Origin of the sequence: Xanthomonas sp. WHRI 6108 (assembly GCF_040202385.2) — a bacterium.
GTDB lineage: Bacteria > Pseudomonadota > Gammaproteobacteria > Xanthomonadales > Xanthomonadaceae > Xanthomonas > Xanthomonas arboricola.
Genome location: NZ_CP168198.1, coordinates 1,095,477 through 1,111,461, shown reverse-complemented (window position 1 = coordinate 1,111,461; position 15,985 = coordinate 1,095,477). Strand labels below are relative to the sequence as shown.

At 61.3% G+C, this 15,985-nt stretch carries 26 protein-coding genes; all 26 read right to left on the bottom strand.

Annotation, left to right across the window (positions count from 1 at the left end; genetic code table 11):
* Positions 1-188: 188 nt before the first annotated feature.
* Positions 189-1,556 (bottom strand): preprotein translocase subunit SecY, encoded by a 1,368-nt coding sequence (gene secY, locus ABQ039_RS04795; RefSeq protein ID WP_016900648.1) that lies wholly within the window; start codon positions 1,554-1,556, stop codon positions 189-191.
* 7 nt (positions 1,557-1,563) lie between these two features.
* Positions 1,564-2,007 carry a 50S ribosomal protein L15 gene (gene rplO / locus ABQ039_RS04790; RefSeq protein ID WP_016900650.1) on the bottom strand — a complete coding sequence of 148 codons (444 nt, stop codon included), beginning with the start codon at positions 2,005-2,007 and terminating at the stop codon, positions 1,564-1,566.
* A gap of 4 nt (positions 2,008-2,011) precedes the next feature.
* Positions 2,012-2,203, bottom strand: coding sequence for a 50S ribosomal protein L30 (rpmD, locus tag ABQ039_RS04785; RefSeq protein ID WP_024938563.1), 192 nt, complete (start codon positions 2,201-2,203; stop codon positions 2,012-2,014).
* Positions 2,196-2,738 carry a 30S ribosomal protein S5 gene (rpsE, locus tag ABQ039_RS04780; RefSeq protein WP_003486682.1) on the bottom strand — a complete coding sequence of 181 codons (543 nt, stop codon included), beginning with the start codon at positions 2,736-2,738 and terminating at the stop codon, positions 2,196-2,198. The genes rpmD and rpsE overlap by 8 nt, the downstream gene beginning before the upstream one ends.
* Positions 2,739-2,897: 159 nt before the next feature.
* The gene (gene rplR / locus ABQ039_RS04775) at positions 2,898-3,257 is read right to left on the bottom strand and encodes a 50S ribosomal protein L18 (RefSeq protein WP_016900655.1); all 360 of its coding nucleotides are present in this window, start codon (positions 3,255-3,257) and stop codon (positions 2,898-2,900) included.
* 88 nt (positions 3,258-3,345) lie between these two features.
* Positions 3,346-3,873: a 50S ribosomal protein L6 gene (gene rplF / locus ABQ039_RS04770; protein WP_024938564.1), complete on the bottom strand. Its 528-nt coding sequence runs from the start codon at positions 3,871-3,873 to the stop codon at positions 3,346-3,348.
* A 15-nt stretch (positions 3,874-3,888) separates the two neighbouring features.
* Positions 3,889-4,287: a 30S ribosomal protein S8 gene (gene rpsH, locus ABQ039_RS04765; RefSeq protein ID WP_010371096.1), complete on the bottom strand. Its 399-nt coding sequence runs from the start codon at positions 4,285-4,287 to the stop codon at positions 3,889-3,891.
* Positions 4,288-4,492: 205 nt separating this feature from the next.
* Positions 4,493-4,798, bottom strand: coding sequence for a 30S ribosomal protein S14 (gene rpsN, locus ABQ039_RS04760; RefSeq protein ID WP_005917137.1), 306 nt, complete (start codon positions 4,796-4,798; stop codon positions 4,493-4,495).
* Positions 4,799-4,816: 18 nt separating this feature from the next.
* The gene (gene rplE / locus ABQ039_RS04755) at positions 4,817-5,359 is read right to left on the bottom strand and encodes a 50S ribosomal protein L5 (protein WP_010371090.1); all 543 of its coding nucleotides are present in this window, start codon (positions 5,357-5,359) and stop codon (positions 4,817-4,819) included.
* 11 nt (positions 5,360-5,370) lie between these two features.
* Entirely contained in the window at positions 5,371-5,688 is a 318-nt protein-coding gene (gene rplX, locus ABQ039_RS04750) for a 50S ribosomal protein L24 (protein ID WP_003486696.1), read from the bottom strand.
* A 15-nt stretch (positions 5,689-5,703) separates the two neighbouring features.
* Entirely contained in the window at positions 5,704-6,072 is a 369-nt protein-coding gene (gene rplN / locus ABQ039_RS04745; RefSeq protein WP_003486699.1) for a 50S ribosomal protein L14, read from the bottom strand.
* 14 nt (positions 6,073-6,086) lie between these two features.
* Complete coding sequence (gene rpsQ, locus ABQ039_RS04740; protein ID WP_016900663.1) at positions 6,087-6,356, bottom strand: 30S ribosomal protein S17; 270 nt, start codon at positions 6,354-6,356, stop codon at positions 6,087-6,089.
* An 11-nt stretch (positions 6,357-6,367) separates the two neighbouring features.
* Entirely contained in the window at positions 6,368-6,553 is a 186-nt protein-coding gene (rpmC, locus tag ABQ039_RS04735) for a 50S ribosomal protein L29 (RefSeq protein ID WP_006450638.1), read from the bottom strand.
* On the bottom strand, positions 6,553-6,966 hold the full coding sequence (rplP, locus tag ABQ039_RS04730; protein ID WP_011036127.1) for a 50S ribosomal protein L16: 414 nt from the start codon (positions 6,964-6,966) through the stop codon (positions 6,553-6,555). Before rplP ends, rpmC begins: the two co-directional genes overlap by 1 nt.
* 5 nt (positions 6,967-6,971) lie before the next feature.
* On the bottom strand, positions 6,972-7,706 hold the full coding sequence (rpsC, locus tag ABQ039_RS04725) for a 30S ribosomal protein S3 (RefSeq protein ID WP_024938565.1): 735 nt from the start codon (positions 7,704-7,706) through the stop codon (positions 6,972-6,974).
* Positions 7,707-7,723: 17 nt separating this feature from the next.
* On the bottom strand, positions 7,724-8,059 hold the full coding sequence (gene rplV / locus ABQ039_RS04720; protein ID WP_002811686.1) for a 50S ribosomal protein L22: 336 nt from the start codon (positions 8,057-8,059) through the stop codon (positions 7,724-7,726).
* Between the two features lie 12 nt (positions 8,060-8,071).
* Positions 8,072-8,341, bottom strand: coding sequence for a 30S ribosomal protein S19 (rpsS, locus tag ABQ039_RS04715; protein ID WP_005993369.1), 270 nt, complete (start codon positions 8,339-8,341; stop codon positions 8,072-8,074).
* Positions 8,342-8,347: 6 nt separating this feature from the next.
* On the bottom strand, positions 8,348-9,175 hold the full coding sequence (gene rplB / locus ABQ039_RS04710) for a 50S ribosomal protein L2 (protein ID WP_003486715.1): 828 nt from the start codon (positions 9,173-9,175) through the stop codon (positions 8,348-8,350).
* 10 nt (positions 9,176-9,185) lie between these two features.
* A complete protein-coding gene (rplW, locus tag ABQ039_RS04705) occupies positions 9,186-9,485 on the bottom strand; it encodes a 50S ribosomal protein L23 (RefSeq protein ID WP_002811694.1) in 300 nt (99 codons plus the stop codon).
* On the bottom strand, positions 9,482-10,087 hold the full coding sequence (gene rplD / locus ABQ039_RS04700) for a 50S ribosomal protein L4 (RefSeq protein ID WP_024938567.1): 606 nt from the start codon (positions 10,085-10,087) through the stop codon (positions 9,482-9,484). The genes rplW and rplD overlap by 4 nt, the downstream gene beginning before the upstream one ends.
* Before the next feature lie 12 nt (positions 10,088-10,099).
* Positions 10,100-10,750 carry a 50S ribosomal protein L3 gene (gene rplC / locus ABQ039_RS04695; RefSeq protein ID WP_184455121.1) on the bottom strand — a complete coding sequence of 217 codons (651 nt, stop codon included), beginning with the start codon at positions 10,748-10,750 and terminating at the stop codon, positions 10,100-10,102.
* 11 nt (positions 10,751-10,761) lie between these two features.
* A complete protein-coding gene (gene rpsJ / locus ABQ039_RS04690; RefSeq protein WP_003486723.1) occupies positions 10,762-11,073 on the bottom strand; it encodes a 30S ribosomal protein S10 in 312 nt (103 codons plus the stop codon).
* 456 nt (positions 11,074-11,529) lie between these two features.
* Complete coding sequence (tuf, locus tag ABQ039_RS04685) at positions 11,530-12,720, bottom strand: elongation factor Tu (RefSeq protein ID WP_003486726.1); 1,191 nt, start codon at positions 12,718-12,720, stop codon at positions 11,530-11,532.
* A 48-nt stretch (positions 12,721-12,768) separates the two neighbouring features.
* On the bottom strand, positions 12,769-14,886 hold the full coding sequence (gene fusA, locus ABQ039_RS04680; RefSeq protein ID WP_046345811.1) for an elongation factor G: 2,118 nt from the start codon (positions 14,884-14,886) through the stop codon (positions 12,769-12,771).
* Positions 14,887-15,023: 137 nt separating this feature from the next.
* Positions 15,024-15,491 (bottom strand): 30S ribosomal protein S7, encoded by a 468-nt coding sequence (gene rpsG, locus ABQ039_RS04675; RefSeq protein WP_005993356.1) that lies wholly within the window; start codon positions 15,489-15,491, stop codon positions 15,024-15,026.
* 12 nt (positions 15,492-15,503) lie between these two features.
* A complete protein-coding gene (gene rpsL, locus ABQ039_RS04670; protein WP_002811712.1) occupies positions 15,504-15,878 on the bottom strand; it encodes a 30S ribosomal protein S12 in 375 nt (124 codons plus the stop codon).
* Between the last annotated feature and the right edge of the window lie 107 nt (positions 15,879-15,985).

Below are 15,985 nucleotides of genomic sequence, written 5' to 3'. Positions count from 1 at the left end.
GAGTGTGCCCTCGCTCCGGCGCCGGACGATGTTGATCCAGAAAACTTCTCCGAATCGCCTGTACTACTCCCGCACAGGACCACCTCGTCACACCCGCGCGCGAGACGTCGCGCGAGCCGCCCTTCTGATCGGAAGATCGTGGCCCGGGAACCAGGCCGTCTTCACGCAATGAAGATCTAGTGTACCACTTAACTGCGCGCCAGACCGCCGCGCGAGCCACCCTTGAGGTTGGCCTTCTTCAGCAGGCTCTCATACTGATGCGACATCAGATGGGCCTGGATCTGCGCGATGAAGTCCATCACCACCACCACGGCGATCAGCAACGACGTACCACCGAAGTGGAACGAGGTGCCCAGCTGGGTGCGCATGATTTCCGGCAGCAGGCAGACGATCACCAGGTACAACGAACCCGCTGCGGTCAGCCGGGTCAGCACGCCGTCCACATAGTCAGCTGTCGCCTTGCCCGGACGGATACCGGGAATCAGGGCGCCAGACTTCTTGAGGTTGTCGGCGGTTTCCTGCGAGTTGAACACCAGCGCGGTATAGAAGAACGCAAAGCCGATGATCAGCGCAGCGAACACCAGCATGTGCACCGGCTCGCCGGGCCCGAGCGCATTGGCGATCTTCTGCAGCCACGAACCCACACCGCTGCCAGACGCCGCCTGACCCGACCACATGGACAGCGTGGCCGGGAAGGCCAGGATGCTGGAGGCGAAGATCGGCGGAATCACGCCTGCCATGTTGAGCTTCAACGGCAGGAACGAGGTCTGGTTCATGTACGCATTGCGGCCGCCCTGGCGGCGTGCGTAATTGACCGTGATACGCCGCTGCCCGCGCTCGACGAACACCACGAACAGCGTAAACGCCAGAATGGTGATGACGATCAGCAGCAGCGAGATGAAGCTTAGATTGCCTTCGCGGAAGGCCTCGACGGTCTGGATCGCCGCCGACGGAAGGCCTGCAACGATGCCGGCAAAGATGATCAGCGACACGCCGTTACCGATGCCACGCTCGGTGACCTGCTCGCCCACCCACATCAGGAAGATGGTGCCGGCAGTCAGCGCAATCACTGCGGTGAGCACAAAGCCCATGCCCGGCGCGTACACCACCGGAGCGCCACCAGGCGCGGTCTGGTTCTGCAGTGCCAGCGCGATACTGCCGCCCTGCACCACCGCCAGCAACACCGCACCGATGCGCGAATACTGGGTGATCTTGCGTCGACCGGATTCGCCTTCCTTCTGCATCGCCTTGAGGGCGGGAAAGATGTGCGTGGCCAACTGGATCACGATCGATGCCGAGATATACGGCATCACGTTCAACGCAAAAATACTGAAACGGTGCAGGGCGCCGCCCGAGAACATGTTGAACATGTCCACGATGCCGCCGCCCTGCGCCTGCATCAACGAAAGCATGGCATCGGGATTCACGCCCGGCACCGGCACATAGCAGCCAATGCGATAGACGATCAATGCCCCGAGGACGAACAGTAGCCGCTGGCGAAGTTCCGTGAACTTGCCGAGCCCGCCACCGAGGTTACCAATGCCAGCCTGCGCCATCTGCCGATTACTCCTCTACGCTGCCGCCGGCAGCTTCGATTGCTGCCTTGGCGCCCGCACTTGCGGCGACACCCTTCAGCACGAACTTCTTGCTCAGCTCGCCCTTCAGCACGATCTTCGCCTTCTTGGCGCGGCTCGGGACCAGATTGGCCGCACGCAGCGCTGCAAAGTCGATCTCACCGGCTTCCAGCTTGTCCAGCTGGTAGGACAACACTTCGGCACTGTCACGCGCCATCTTGGAACGGAAGCCGATCTTCGGCAGACGGCGCTGCATCGGCGTCTGGCCGCCTTCGAAGCCGGCCTTGATCTTGCCGCCGCCCTTGCGAGCGAACGAACCCTTGTGGCCGCGGCCGCAGGTCTTGCCGAGGCCGGAGCCGATGCCACGACCGACGCGGGTGCGCTCGGTACGGGCGCCGTCGGCGGGCTTGAGGTCATTGAGATGCAAAGTCATGGGATTAGTCCTCAACCTTGACGAGGTAGTGAACGGTATTGATCAGACCGCGAACCTGCGGGCTGTCCTTCAGTTCACGCACATCGTTGAGCTTATTCAGGCCCAACGCACGCACCGACAGGCGGTGACGCGACTGGGTTCCACGCAGGCCACGCACCAGGCGCACCTTCACGGTCTTGTTGGTGTCCTTAGCCATGGTTGAGCTCCTCCACCTTCTTGCCGCGCTTGGCCGCAACACGGGCCGGCGACTGCACTTCCGACAGACCCTTCAGGGTTGCACGGACCAGGTTGATCGGATTACGCGAACCAACCGCCTTGGCCAGCACGTTCTTGACGCCGACCGCTTCCAGCACGGCGCGCATGGCACCGCCGGCGATGACGCCCGTACCTTCCGACGCCGGCTGCATGTAGACGCGTGCTGCGCCGTGGCCGGACTTGACGGCATGCCACAAGGTACCGTTGTTCAGATCCACAGTGGCCAGGTTCTTGCGCGCCTGCTCCATCGACTTCTGGATGGCGACCGGCACTTCGCGCGCCTTGCCATAACCGAAACCGACCTTGCCCAGACCATCGCCGACGACGGTCAATGCGGTGAAGGTGAACTGGCGACCGCCCTTGACCGTCTTGCTGACGCGATTGACCGCGACCAGCTTTTCGATCATGCCATCGTCGACTTTCTCTTCGCGGTTACGGTCGCGATCACGACCCCGCGGTGCACGTTCTTCTGCCATCTTGATTCCTTGATTGATTGGGTATGTACGGCTCGAAGCCGCTTATGGTTGTGAAGTCACGCTGTGTTCCCGGCACCGTTGCAAAAGAACGGGACGGTCCGGCATCTCCCCTGCCGGCGGTAACGCGGATGTGGCCGATGGCCACATCCGCAGCAGTGCTTAGAACTGCAGGCCGCCTTCGCGAGCTGCGTCGGCCAGCGCCTTGATACGGCCATGGTAGCGATAGCCCGAGCGGTCAAATGCGACCTTCTCGATGCCCGCAGCCTTGGCGCGCTCGGCGATCAGCTTGCCGACCTTGACGGCCGCATCGCTGTTCTTGCCGTTCTTCAGGCCTTCCTTGACGTCGGCCTGCAGGGTGTTCGCCGCAGCGATCACCTTGGAGCCGTCGGCGGTGAAGACCTGCGCATACAGATGCTGGCCGGTGCGCAGCACCGACAGGCGAGCGACGCCCAGTTCACGGATGTGCGAACGGGTGGACTTGGCGCGACGCAGACGGGCGATGTTCTTGTTGATGCTCATGATATTTATCCTACGGAAGCTGAAGGGAAAGCGTGCTCCTATCAAAAGTCCGCACAGGGATGTGCGGGCTCTTGCGAGGGACTCGCCATTAAGCCTTCTTGGCTTCCTTGCGAATGATGACTTCACCGGCGTACTTCACACCCTTGCCCTTGTAGGGCTCCGGCGGACGGAAACCGCGAATCTTGGCGGCAACTTCGCCGACGCGCTGCTTGTCGGCGCCCTGGACCACGATTTCGGTCTGGGTCGGGGTCGACAGCGTGATGCCTTCCGGCGCCACGAACACCAGCGGGTGCGAGAAGCCGAGCGCCAGGCTCAGGTCCTTGCCCTGCATGGCGGCACGGTAACCGACGCCCACCAGCTCGAGCTTGCGCTCGAAGCCTTCGGACACGCCCTTGACCATATTGGCAAGGATGGCGCGCACGGTGCCGGTGATGGCGATCTGCGACGGCTCGTTGGCCGACAGCGTGGCAACGTCGCCGTCAACGGCGATTTCGACGCCAACCGGCTTCGGCAGGGTCAGGGTGCCCTTCGGGCCCTTGACGCTGACCAGCTCGGGCTGGACCTTGAGTTCAACACCCTTCGGAAGGGAGACAGGCTTCTTGGCTACACGGGACATGATCGATTCCTTCCCTTAGGCCACGAAGCACAGGACTTCACCACCAACGCCGGCTTCGCGAGCCTGCGCATCGGTCATGATGCCCTTCGACGTGGAAATGATGGCGATACCCAGGCCACCCAGGACCTTGGGCAGCTCGGTCTTGCCGCGGTACTGGCGCAGACCCGAGCGCGAGAAACGCTTCAGGGTCTCGATGACCGGACGGCCTTCGAAATACTTCAGCACGATTTCCAGCTCCGACTTGTTGTTCTCGGTCGCTGTCACGCGCAGGTCGGTGATGTAACCCTCGTCCTTCAGGACCTGGGCGATCGCGACCTTGATCTTGGACGACGGCAATTTCACCGTCTGCTTACCAACCGCGGCCGCATTCTTGATGCGTACCAGCAGGTCGGCGATGGGATCAGTCATGCTCATATGAGTACCTTTGAGTGCACCGATATCCGCTTTCGCGAAAATCTTGTGTTTTCCTGGGGATGGGCCAGGACCCTTTACGCCATGCCAGGCCCGTGCGGGCAAGACAGAAGCGGAAGTATACGACAAAAGAGCCCGACTTGCGTCGGACTCCCATGTTGAACAGAGCCATCCTGCTCAAGCCGGCCGCGAGCGACCGGCAATGCTGTTACCAGCTTGCCTTGCGCAGGCCCGGAACGTCGCCGTTCATGGTGGCTTTGCGCAGCATGTTGCGACCCAGACCGAACTTGCGGTAGACACCGCGCGGACGACCGGACAACTCGCAACGGTTGCGGTGGCGGCTCGGCGACGAATCGCGCGGCAGCTTCTGCAACTTGGTCGACGCGTCGATCTTCTCTTCGTAGGACGCATCCTGGCTGGAGAGGATCTTCTTCAGCGCATCACGCTTGCCGGCGAATTTCTTCGCCAGCTTTGCACGCTTGATGTCGCGGTGGATCATGGAGGTCTTTGCCATTTCGGATGTCCTCGACGGTCAGTTACGGAACGGGAACTTGAACGCTGCCAGCAGCGCCTTCGCTTCCGCATCCGTCTTGGCGGTGGTGGTGATGGCGATATCCATACCGCGGATCGCGTCGACGGCGTCGAAGTCGATTTCCGGGAAGATGATCTGTTCCTTCACACCCATGTTGAAGTTGCCACGACCGTCAAAGGAGCGACCCGAAACACCACGGAAGTCGCGCACGCGCGGCAGCGAGATGTTGATCAGACGATCCAGAAACTCGTACATCTTGGCGCGACGCAACGTGGTCTTGCAGCCGATCGGCCAACCGTCACGAATCTTGAACGATGCGACCGAAACGCGCGACTTGGTGACCACCGGCTTCTGACCGGAGATCTTGGACATGTCGGCGACCGCATTTTCCAGAATCTTCTTGTTGGTAGCCGCCTCGCCCACGCCCATGTTGAGCGTGACCTTGACCAGCTTCGGCACTTCCATCGGATTGGTGTAGCCGAATTCCTTCATCAGGGCCGGCACCACGTTTTCCTTGTAAAACTTTTCGAGACGAGTGTTCATGATCGCATTCCTCAGGCGTCGAGCGCCTCACCGCTGGAGCGGAACACACGCAATTTGCGTCCATCCTCCAGCACCTTGAAGCCAACGCGCTCGCCCTTGCCCGTTGCCGGGTTGACGATATTGACGTTGGAGATATGGATCGACGCTTCACGCTCGACCACGCCGCCGGCGACACCCGCCTGCGGGTTCGGCTTGGTGTGGCGCTTGATGACGTTGGCATTGGAGACGATCACGCGATCGCCATCCACACGCACAACTTCACCCTGCTTACCCTTGTCCTTGCCGGTGTTGATGACGACCTGGTCGCCCTTCTTGATACGGTTAGCCATGTATATGTCCTCCGCTCACAGCACTTCGGGAGCGAGCGAGACGATCTTCATGAACTTCTCGGAACGCAGCTCGCGCGTCACCGGCCCGAAGATGCGGGTCCCGATCGGCTCCTGCTTATTGTTCAACAGCACAGCGGCGTTGCCATCGAAGCGGATCAGCGAACCGTCGGGACGGCGCACACCCTTGCGGGTACGCACCACGACGGCGTCGTAGACTTCGCCCTTCTTGACCTTACCGCGCGGAATGGCGTCCTTGACGGTCACCTTGATGATGTCGCCAATGTGTGCGTAACGGCGCTTGGAGCCGCCCAGCACCTTGATGCACATCACTTCCTTGGCACCCGAATTGTCGGCGACATCGAGGTAGCTCTGCATCTGGATCATGATTCAGATCTCCCTTATTCGGCCGAACGGGTGACGATTTCGACCACCCGCCAGTTCTTGGTCTTGGACATTGGAGCAATCTCGGTCACACGCACGACATCGCCTTCGTTGCAGGCATTGTCGGCGTCGTGTGCGTGGAGCTTGGACGAGCGCTTGATGTACTTACCGTACAACGGGTGCTTGACCTGGCGCTCCACCAACACGGTGACCGTCTTGTCCATCTTGTTGCTGACGACACGGCCTTCGACCGTGCGCAGCGCTTGCTTTTCGTTGTTGTCGCTCATCGCGGCCGTCCTTACTTGGTGCTGCCGAGCAGGTACTTGACGCGAGCAATCTCGCGGCGCACCCGGCGGGTATCGTGGGTCTTCGGCAGCTGGCCGGTGACCTGCTGCATACGGAGCGAGAACTGCTCCTTACGCAGATCGGTCAGGTGGGCCTTCAGTTCGTCAGCCGACTTCTCGCGGAGTTGTTTGATATCCATCAGCGCACCGTCCGGGTCACGAAAGTGGTGGTCACCGACAATTTCGCGGCGGCAAGGCGGAACGCCTCACGTGCGATATCCTCGGGAATACCCTCGATTTCATAGATCATGCGGCCCGGCTGAATCTGCGCGACCCAGTACTCCACGTTGCCCTTACCGGAGCCCATGCGGACTTCGATCGGCTTCTTGGTGATCGGCTTGTCGGGGAACACACGAATCCACATCTTGCCGCCCTTCTTGACGTGGCGGCTGATCGTACGACGTGCTGCTTCAATCTGACGCGCGGTCAGCTGACCGTGCGCGGTTGCCTTGAGGCCGTACTCGCCGAAGCTGACGGCGTTTCCGCTCCATGCCAGGCCGTCGTTACGGCCCTTGTGCATCTTGCGATATTTGGTTCGCTTGGGTTGCAACATTGCCGTTACCTCGCTTCACGAGCCGGGCGCGAAGGACGGTCACCACGGTCGCCGCGATCGTTACGATCGTTGCGCGGGCTGTCGTCCTGCTTCTCCTGGCCAACCTGGGAGAAGTCGAAGACCTCACCCTTATAGATCCAGACCTTGATGCCGATGATGCCGTACGTCGTGGACGCCTCGGCAAAACCGTAATCGATGTCGGCACGTAGCGTGTGCAGCGGCACGCGGCCTTCGCGGTACCACTCCGAACGGGCAATTTCTGCACCGTTGAGGCGGCCAGCCACATTGACCTTGATGCCCAGGGCACCCAAGCGCATCGCGTTGCCGACCGAGCGCTTCATTGCGCGGCGGAACATGATGCGACGCTCAAGCTGCTGCGCGATCGACTCGGCGACCAGCTGCGCATCCAGCTCCGGCTTGCGCACTTCGGTGACGTTGATGTGGGCAGGAACACCCATCATCGCGCTCACTTCCTTACGCAGCTTTTCGATGTCCTCGCCACGCTTGCCGATCACCACGCCCGGACGGGCGGTGTGGATCGTCACGCGGGCGGTTTTGGCAGGGCGCTCGATCAAGATCTTGCTGATACCTGCCTGCGCGAGCTTCTTGCGCAGCATTTCACGCACTTTCAGGTCGGCTGCCAGGTAGGCGGCGAAGTCGGCCTTGCTTGCGTACCACTTGGAATTCCAGTCCTTGGCGATGCCAAGGCGAATTCCAGTCGGATGAACTTTATGACCCATGGTCTTTTCCTTTCCGCTTACTTGGCGGCGCCGACAATCACAGTGATGTGACTGGTGCGCTTGAGGATGCGGGTACCGCGGCCTTTCGCCCGCGCCATGAAACGCTTCAGGGAGGGACCTTCATCAACCATGATGGTCTTGACCTTCAGCTCGTCGACATCCGCGCCCTGATTGTTCTCGGCATTGGCAATAGCCGACTCCACAACCTTCTTGATCAGGTGCGCAGCCTTCTTGTCCGAGAACTTCAGCAGATTGACCGCACGTTCGGCGGACAGTCCACGCACCTGGTCAGCGACCAGGCGGGCCTTCTGCGGGGAGATGCGCGCGGTGCGCAGGATTGCTTTCGCTTCCATCGTCATCTCTCCTTACCTGCTCGACTTCTTGTCGCCACCGTGACCCTTGAAGGTCCGGGTGACGGCAAATTCGCCGAGCTTGTGGCCGACCATATTCTCGTTGACGAGCACCGGAATGTGGTTCTTGCCGTTATGCACGGCGATGGTGATGCCTACCATTTCCGGCAGGATCATCGAACGGCGCGACCAGGTCTTGATCGGCTTCTTGCTACCCGCAGCGGACTCCACCTTCTTTGCAAGGTGGTGATCGACGAACGGGCCCTTCTTAAGTGAACGTGCCATGGTCGATTAGCCCCTACGATCGCGGACGATGAATTGCTGGGTGCGCTTGTTCTTGCGCGTCTTGTAACCCTTGGTCGGAACACCCCACGGGGTGACCGGATGCGGATTACCCTGGCCAGCCTTGGCCTCACCACCACCGTGCGGGTGATCGACCGGGTTCATGGCCGCACCGCGAACGGTCGGGCGAACACCGCGCCAGCGCTTGGCGCCAGCCTTGCCCAGCTTCTCGAGGTTGTGCTCGTCGTTGCCGACTTCGCCGATGGTGGCGCGGCACTCGACCGGCACCTTGCGCATTTCGCCCGAGCGCAGACGCAGCGTGGCATAGATGCCTTCGCGAGCGACCAGCTGGACGGCTGCACCGGCAGCACGTGCGATCTGAGCGCCCTTACCCGGCTTCAGCTCGATACCGTGGACCGTCGTACCGACCGGGATGTTGCGCAGCGGCAGCGTGTTGCCGGTCTTGATCGGTGCATTGGCACCGGCAATGACCTGGTCGCCAGCCTTCAGGCCCTTGGGGGCGATGATGTAGCGGCGCTCGCCGTCGACGTAGCACAGCAGGGCGATATGAGCGGTACGGTTCGGATCGTATTCGATCCGCTCCACACGCGCCGGAATACCTTCCTTGTTGCGCTTGAAGTCGATGATGCGGTAGTGCTGCTTGTGACCACCACCGACGTGACGCACGGTGATGCGGCCATGGTGGTTACGACCACCGGACTTGCTCTGCGAGTCGAGCAGCGCCGCGTGCGGTGCGCCCTTGTGCAGATCGGGGGTGACCACGCGCACGGCGGAACGACGGCCGGGAGAGGTGGGTTTGAACTTCATCAATGGCATGGGATGGACCTCAGGCCTTGGCCGTTACGTCGATGGACTGACCATCAACCAGGCGGACGTACGCCTTGCGCCAATTGCCACGGCTGCCAGCACGGTTACGGAAGGACTTGCTCTTGCCCTTGACGTTGACCACGTTGACCGCTTTGACCTTGACGTCGAACAGCTGCTCAACCGCGGCCTTTACATCGGCCTTGGTGGCTTCGTTCGAAACTTCGAAGACATACTGGTTGGAGATTTCCTGCAGGCGCGCGGTCTTTTCGGAGACTCGCGGAGCACGCAGCACGCTGAAGATTTTTTCGTTGCTGCTCATGCCAGCCACTCCTCGACCTTCTTGACCGCATCGGCGGTGATCACGACCGTATCGGCCCCGACCAGAGCGACCGGATCCAGACCCTGCACATCACGCACCTGCACATAAGGCAGATTGCGGGCGGACAGATACAGGTGCTCGGACGCTTCCTCGGTGACGATCAGCGGGCGCTTGCCCACGTCCAGTCCCTTCAGCTTCTCGATCAGACCCTGGGTCTTGGTGGTTTCGACGTCGAACGCATCGACGATCATCAGGCGACCCTGGCGATTAAGCTCAGAGAAGATCGCGCAGATGGCCGCACGGTACATCTTGCGGTTGACTTTCTGTTCGAAGCTGCGCGGCTTGGCCGCAAAGGTCACGCCGCCGCCGATGAAGATCGGAGCCGTCAGCGCGCCATGACGCGCACCGCCGCCCTTCTGCTTCTTCGACTTCTTGGTCGTGCCCGCAACTTCCGAACGCGTCTTCTGAGCCTTGGTACCAGCGCGGCCGGCATTGCGATAAGCGACGACGACCTGGTGAACCAGATCTTCGCTGAATTCGCGACCGAACACGGCATCGGAGACCGAGACCTTGTTGTTGCTACCCGTGATAACGAGTTCCATCGTCATCTCTCCTTATGCCTTGCTCGCCGGACGGACGATCACGTCGCCACCAGCTGCGCCAGGCACGGCGCCGCGGATAGCAATCAGACCACGCTCGACGTCGACCTTGACCACTTCCAGGTTCTGCGTGCTTTGCTGCACGGCGCCCATGTGGCCCGACATCTTCTTACCCGGGAAAACGCGACCCGGGGTCTGGCGCTGACCCAACGAACCCGGCGCGCGATGCGACAGCGAGTTACCGTGAGTTGCATCGCCCATACGGAAGTTGTAGCGCTTGATGGTGCCCTGGAAACCCTTACCCTTGGTGACGCCCTGGACGTCGACCTTCTGGCCGACCTCGAAGATGTCCGCCTTGATTTCGCCGCCGACGGCGAAATCGCCGAGCTGCGCATCGTCAACGCGGAATTCCCACAAGCCGCGACCCGCTTCCACCTTCGCCTTGGCGAAGTGACCAGCGGCCGGCTTGTTGACCAGTGCGGCGCGACGCGCGCCAACGGTAATCTGCACTGCGCTGTAACCGTCGGTTTCAACGGTCTTGATCTGCGCGATGCGGTTCGGAGTTGCTTCGATCAGCGTAACCGGCACCGAGCGGCCGTCTTCAGTGAAGACGCGGCTCATGCCAGCCTTGCGGCCCACGAAGCCCAACGAATATTTCTTCGTCATGGTCGTAGTCCTCAGGTCAACTTGATCTGTACGTCGACGCCAGCCGCGAGTTCGAGCTTCATCAGCGCGTCCACGGTCTTGTCGTTCGGGTCGACGATATCGAGCACACGCTTGTGCGTGCGGGTTTCGTACTGGTCACGCGCATCCTTGTCGGCATGCGGGGATACGAGGATGGTGTAACGTTCGATCTTGGTCGGCAACGGGATCGGGCCACGCACTTGCGCGCCGGTCCGCTTAGCCGTTTCGACGATCTCGCTGGCCGAACGGTCGATCAAACGATGATCGAACGCCTTCAACCGAATCCGGATCTTTTGTTCCGACATGACGGAAGCTTCCTTCGTTAAAAGAGCGACGGGCAAGGCCTCTGGGATACCTGCCCCGATATTCCTGACGTAGATGAAATCGCCGCGCATCCTGCTGGCGAGGGCATTTCCTCCGCCCAAAAACTGAGGCAGACCGGTAAACCGGCCTGCCCAGACGGAAAAGTATAGTGCGCAACAAGAGCACGGTCAACAACATGTGAGTTGTTGAGTGCTCCATGCGACGCGACCTTCCCGGTCTGGCGAACACGAGCGGCATCCTGCCGTTCTTTTCGCTGTAACTCAGCGCCCTACCCAGGGACACCGAGCCGCGCATTATAGCGGCGTGATTGTGGTCGCGCAAGCACCCTGCCCTATAAGGACGTTTGCGAACCCTGACCCCGGACCAAAAAAAGGGCCGGCTTGCGCCGACCCTCCTTCTTGCAGATCCAGCGACTAATGCCGCTGGATTGCAGGCACTTACTTGATGATCTTGGCAACCACACCGGCGCCGACGGTACGACCGCCTTCACGGATGGCGAAGCGCAGACCTTCGTCCATCGCGACCGGGTTGATCAGGGTCACGACCATCTTCACGTTGTCGCCCGGCATCACCATCTCCACGCCTTCCGGCAGCTGGCAGGCGCCAGTGATGTCGGTGGTGCGGAAGTAGAACTGCGGACGATAGCCCTTGAAGAACGGGGTATGACGACCACCCTCATCCTTGGACAGCACATAGACTTCGGCTTCGAACTCGGTGTGCGGCTTGATCGAACCCGGCTTGCACAGCACCTGGCCGCGCTCGACGTCGTCACGCTTGGTGCCGCGCAGCAGCAGACCGGCGTTGTCGCCTGCCTGGCCCTGGTCCAGCAGCTTGCGGAACATTTCCACGCCGGTGACGGTGGTCTTCTGGGTGTCGCGGATGCCGACGATTTCGATTTCGTCGCCGACCTTGATGATGCCGCGCTCGATACGACCGGTCACCACGGTGCCGCGGCCGGAGATCGAGAACACGTCTTCGACCGGCATCAGGAACGGACGGTCGACGTCGCGGGTCGGCTCCGGAATGAACGAATCCAGCGCCTCGACCAGCTTCAGGATCGCCGGCACGCCGATGTCGCTCTGGTCGCCGTCCAGCGCCAGACGCGCCGAACCATGGATGATCGGGGTGTCATCGCCCGGGAAGTCGTACTTGCTGAGCAGCTCGCGCACTTCCATCTCGACCAGCTCGAGCAGCTCGGCGTCGTCGACCATGTCGGCCTTGTTCAGGAACACCACGATGTGCGGCACGCCGACCTGACGCGAGAGCAGGATGTGCTCACGGGTCTGCGGCATCGGGCCGTCAGCAGCCGAACACACCAGGATCGCGCCGTCCATCTGCGCCGCACCGGTGATCATGTTCTTGACGTAGTCGGCGTGGCCGGGGCAATCGACGTGCGCGTAGTGACGGGTCGGGGACTCGTATTCGACGTGGGCGGTCGAAATCGTGATGCCGCGCGCCTTCTCTTCCGGCGCCGCGTCGATCGCGTCATACGCCTTGAACTCGCCACCGAAACGCTCAGCACCGATCTTGGTCAGCGCGGCTGTCAACGTGGTCTTGCCATGGTCAACGTGACCGATGGTGCCGACGTTCACGTGCGGCTTGGTGCGCTCAAATTTCGCTTTTGCCATGACTAACTACCTCTAATTGAAAAATTTGTGAGAAGCGGCTGAGCGAACTCAGCCCTTCTTGGTGACGGCGTCGGCGATGTTGGCCGGTGCCTCTTCGTAGTGGTCGAATTCCATCGAGAACGTCGCGCGGCCCTGGCTCATCGAGCGCAGCGAGGTCGCGTAGCCGAACATTTCACCGAGCGGAATCATCGCGTTGATGATCTTGCCCGACGGGCTGTCGTCCTGACCCTGCAACACGCCACGACGGCGGCTCACGTCGCCCATCACGTCACCCAGGTAATCCTCCGGGCTGACGATTTCGACCTTCATGATCGGCTCCAGCAACACCGGGCTGGCTTTCGCAAAGCCCTGCTTGAACGCCATCGACGCGGCCAGCTTGAACGCCATTTCCGAGGAGTCGACGTCGTGGTACGAGCCGAACACCAGCTTGACCTTCACGCCCACCACCGGGAAGCCGGCGATCGGACCACTGGTGATCGTCTCGCGCAGACCCTTTTCGACCGAGGGGATGAATTCCTTCGGGATGATGCCGCCGGTGATGTCGTTGATGAAGAGGAAATCGTCCTTGACGTTGTCGCTCTTGCGATCTTCCTCGGTCATCGGCGACAGCTCGATCACCACGTGACCGTACTGACCCTTACCACCGGACTGCTTGGCATGCTTGTAGTCGGACTTGACGTCGGACTTGCGGATGGTTTCGCGGTAGGCCACCTGCGGCTTGCCGACGTTGGCCTCGACATTGAACTCGCGACGCATACGGTCAACGATGATGTCCAGGTGCAACTCGCCCATGCCCGAGATGATGGTCTGGCCGGATTCCTCGTCGGTCTTGACGCGGAACGAGGGATCTTCCTGCGCCAGACGGCCCAGGGCCATGCCCATCTTTTCCTGGTCCGACTTGGTCTTGGGCTCCACCGCCATCGAGATCACCGGCTCCGGGAACACCATGCGCTCCAGGGTGATGACCTTGTCCTGCGCACACAGCGTGTCGCCGGTGGTGACGTCCTTCAGACCCACGGCAGCGGCGATGTCACCAGCGCGCACTTCCTTGATCTCTTCGCGATTGTTGGAGTGCATCTGCAGGATGCGGCCCACGCGCTCTTTCTTCGACTTGACCGGGTTGTAGACCTGGTCGCCGGAGTTCAACGTGCCCGAGTAGACACGGAAGAACGTCAGCGAGCCCACGAACGGGTCGGTCATGATCTTGAACGCCAACGCCGAGAACGGCGCGGTATCGGTGGCCGGACGGGTGTCTTCCTTCTCGTCCTCATCGATACCCTGGACCGGCGGACGGTCGGCCGGCGACGGCAACAGGTGCACGACGCCGTCGAGCATGGCCTGCACGCCCTTGTTCTTGAACGCCGAACCGCAGAACACCGGCACGATTTCGACCTTCAGGGTGCGCTCGCGCAGACCCACCAGGATCTCTTCTTCGCTCAGGTCGCCTTCGTTGAGGTACTTGTCCATCAGGTCTTCGCTGGCTTCTGCAGCCGCCTCGACCATGAACGAACGCGCCTCGGTCGCGATCTCGACCAGATCGGCCGGGATGTCGCGGTATTCGAAGGTGGTGCCCTGCGATGCGGTATCCCAATGGATCGCCTTCATCTTGAGCAGGTCGACCACGCCCTCGAAGCCGTCTTCGGCGCCGATCGGCACCTGCATCGGCACGGCGTAGGCACCCAGACGGGCCTTCAGCTGCTCGACGACCTTGTCAAAGTTGGCACCGGTACGGTCCATCTTGTTGACGAAGGCCATGCGCGGCACCGAGTACTTGTTGGCCTGGCGCCACACGGTCTCGGACTGCGGCTGCACGCCACCGACGGCGCACAGCACGAACACCGCACCGTCGAGCACGCGCAAGGAGCGCTCCACTTCGATGGTGAAGTCAACGTGCCCGGGGGTGTCGATGATGTTGAAGCGGTGCTGCGGCATGGACTTGTCCATGCCCGACCAGAACGCAGTGGTCGCAGCGGAGGTGATGGTGATACCACGCTCCTGCTCCTGCTCCATCCAGTCCATCACTGCAGCGCCGTCATGGACTTCGCCGATCTTGTGACTGACACCGGTGTAGAACAGGATGCGCTCGGAAGTGGTGGTCTTGCCGGCATCGATGTGGGCCATGATGCCGAAGTTGCGGTAACGCTCGATAGGGGTGGTGCGGGCCACGGGGAGCCTCTCAATTTCTTGGATTTCGGATGGCCGAACGCCGCCTTTCGGCGGCCTTCGGATTGGATGCGGCGCGTAACGCGTCGCAAACAGCACTCAGATGGTGCTGAAGGGCCCCGTTACCAAGGCCCACGAGGTCACCAGCGGTAATGTGCGAACGCCTTGTTCGCCTCCGCCATACGGTGCGTCTCTTCGCGCTTCTTGATCGCGCCGCCGCGGCTTTCCGAGGCGTCCAACAGTTCTGCAGCCAGCTTGCGCGGCATGGTGTTCTCGCCACGCTTGCGCGCGGAGTCGATCAACCAGCGCATTGCCAGCGCCATGCGACGGGAGGAGCGCACTTCGACGGGCACCTGATAGGTAGCACCACCGACGCGACGCGATTTAACTTCGACAGCCGGGGCCACGTTGTCCAGTGCTTTCTGCACCAGCTCGACGGCATTCGGATTCTTTTCGCCAATGACGTCCATCGCGCCATAGACAATTTTCTCAGCAACCGACTTCTTGCCACTTTGCATCACCATATTGATGAAGCGGGCAATGGTTTCGCTGCCATGCTTTGGATCAGGCAGGACGGTGCGCTGCGGAGTAGAACCTTTACGGGACATTGGAGTGTTTCCTTAGCTCTTCGGGCGCTTGGCGCCGTACTTGGAACGACCTTGACGGCGCTTTGCGACGCCGGCGGCGTCCAGCGAACCACGGACGGTGTGATAACGCACACCGGGAAGATCCTTGACGCGGCCACCACGAATCAGGACCACGGAGTGCTCCTGCAGGTTGTGGCCTTCACCACCGATGTAGCTGATGACCTCTTCCTGGTTCGTCAGGCGCACTTTGGCAACCTTACGCAGGGCCGAGTTCGGCTTCTTCGGGGTAGTGGTATAGACGCGTGTGCAGACGCCACGGCGCTGCGGACACTTGTCCAGTGCCGGGGAGGCACTCTTGTAGGTGGTCGCTTGCCGAGGCTTGCGGACCAGCTGATTGATCGTCGTCATCAGTTGATTCTTCTGATTGAGAGGCCGAGACGGCCTTGCACGAAAACAAAGGCAGGCCGAAAAACGGCCCGCCGAGACAGGGAAGTATAGCTGGCAGGACGAAACTC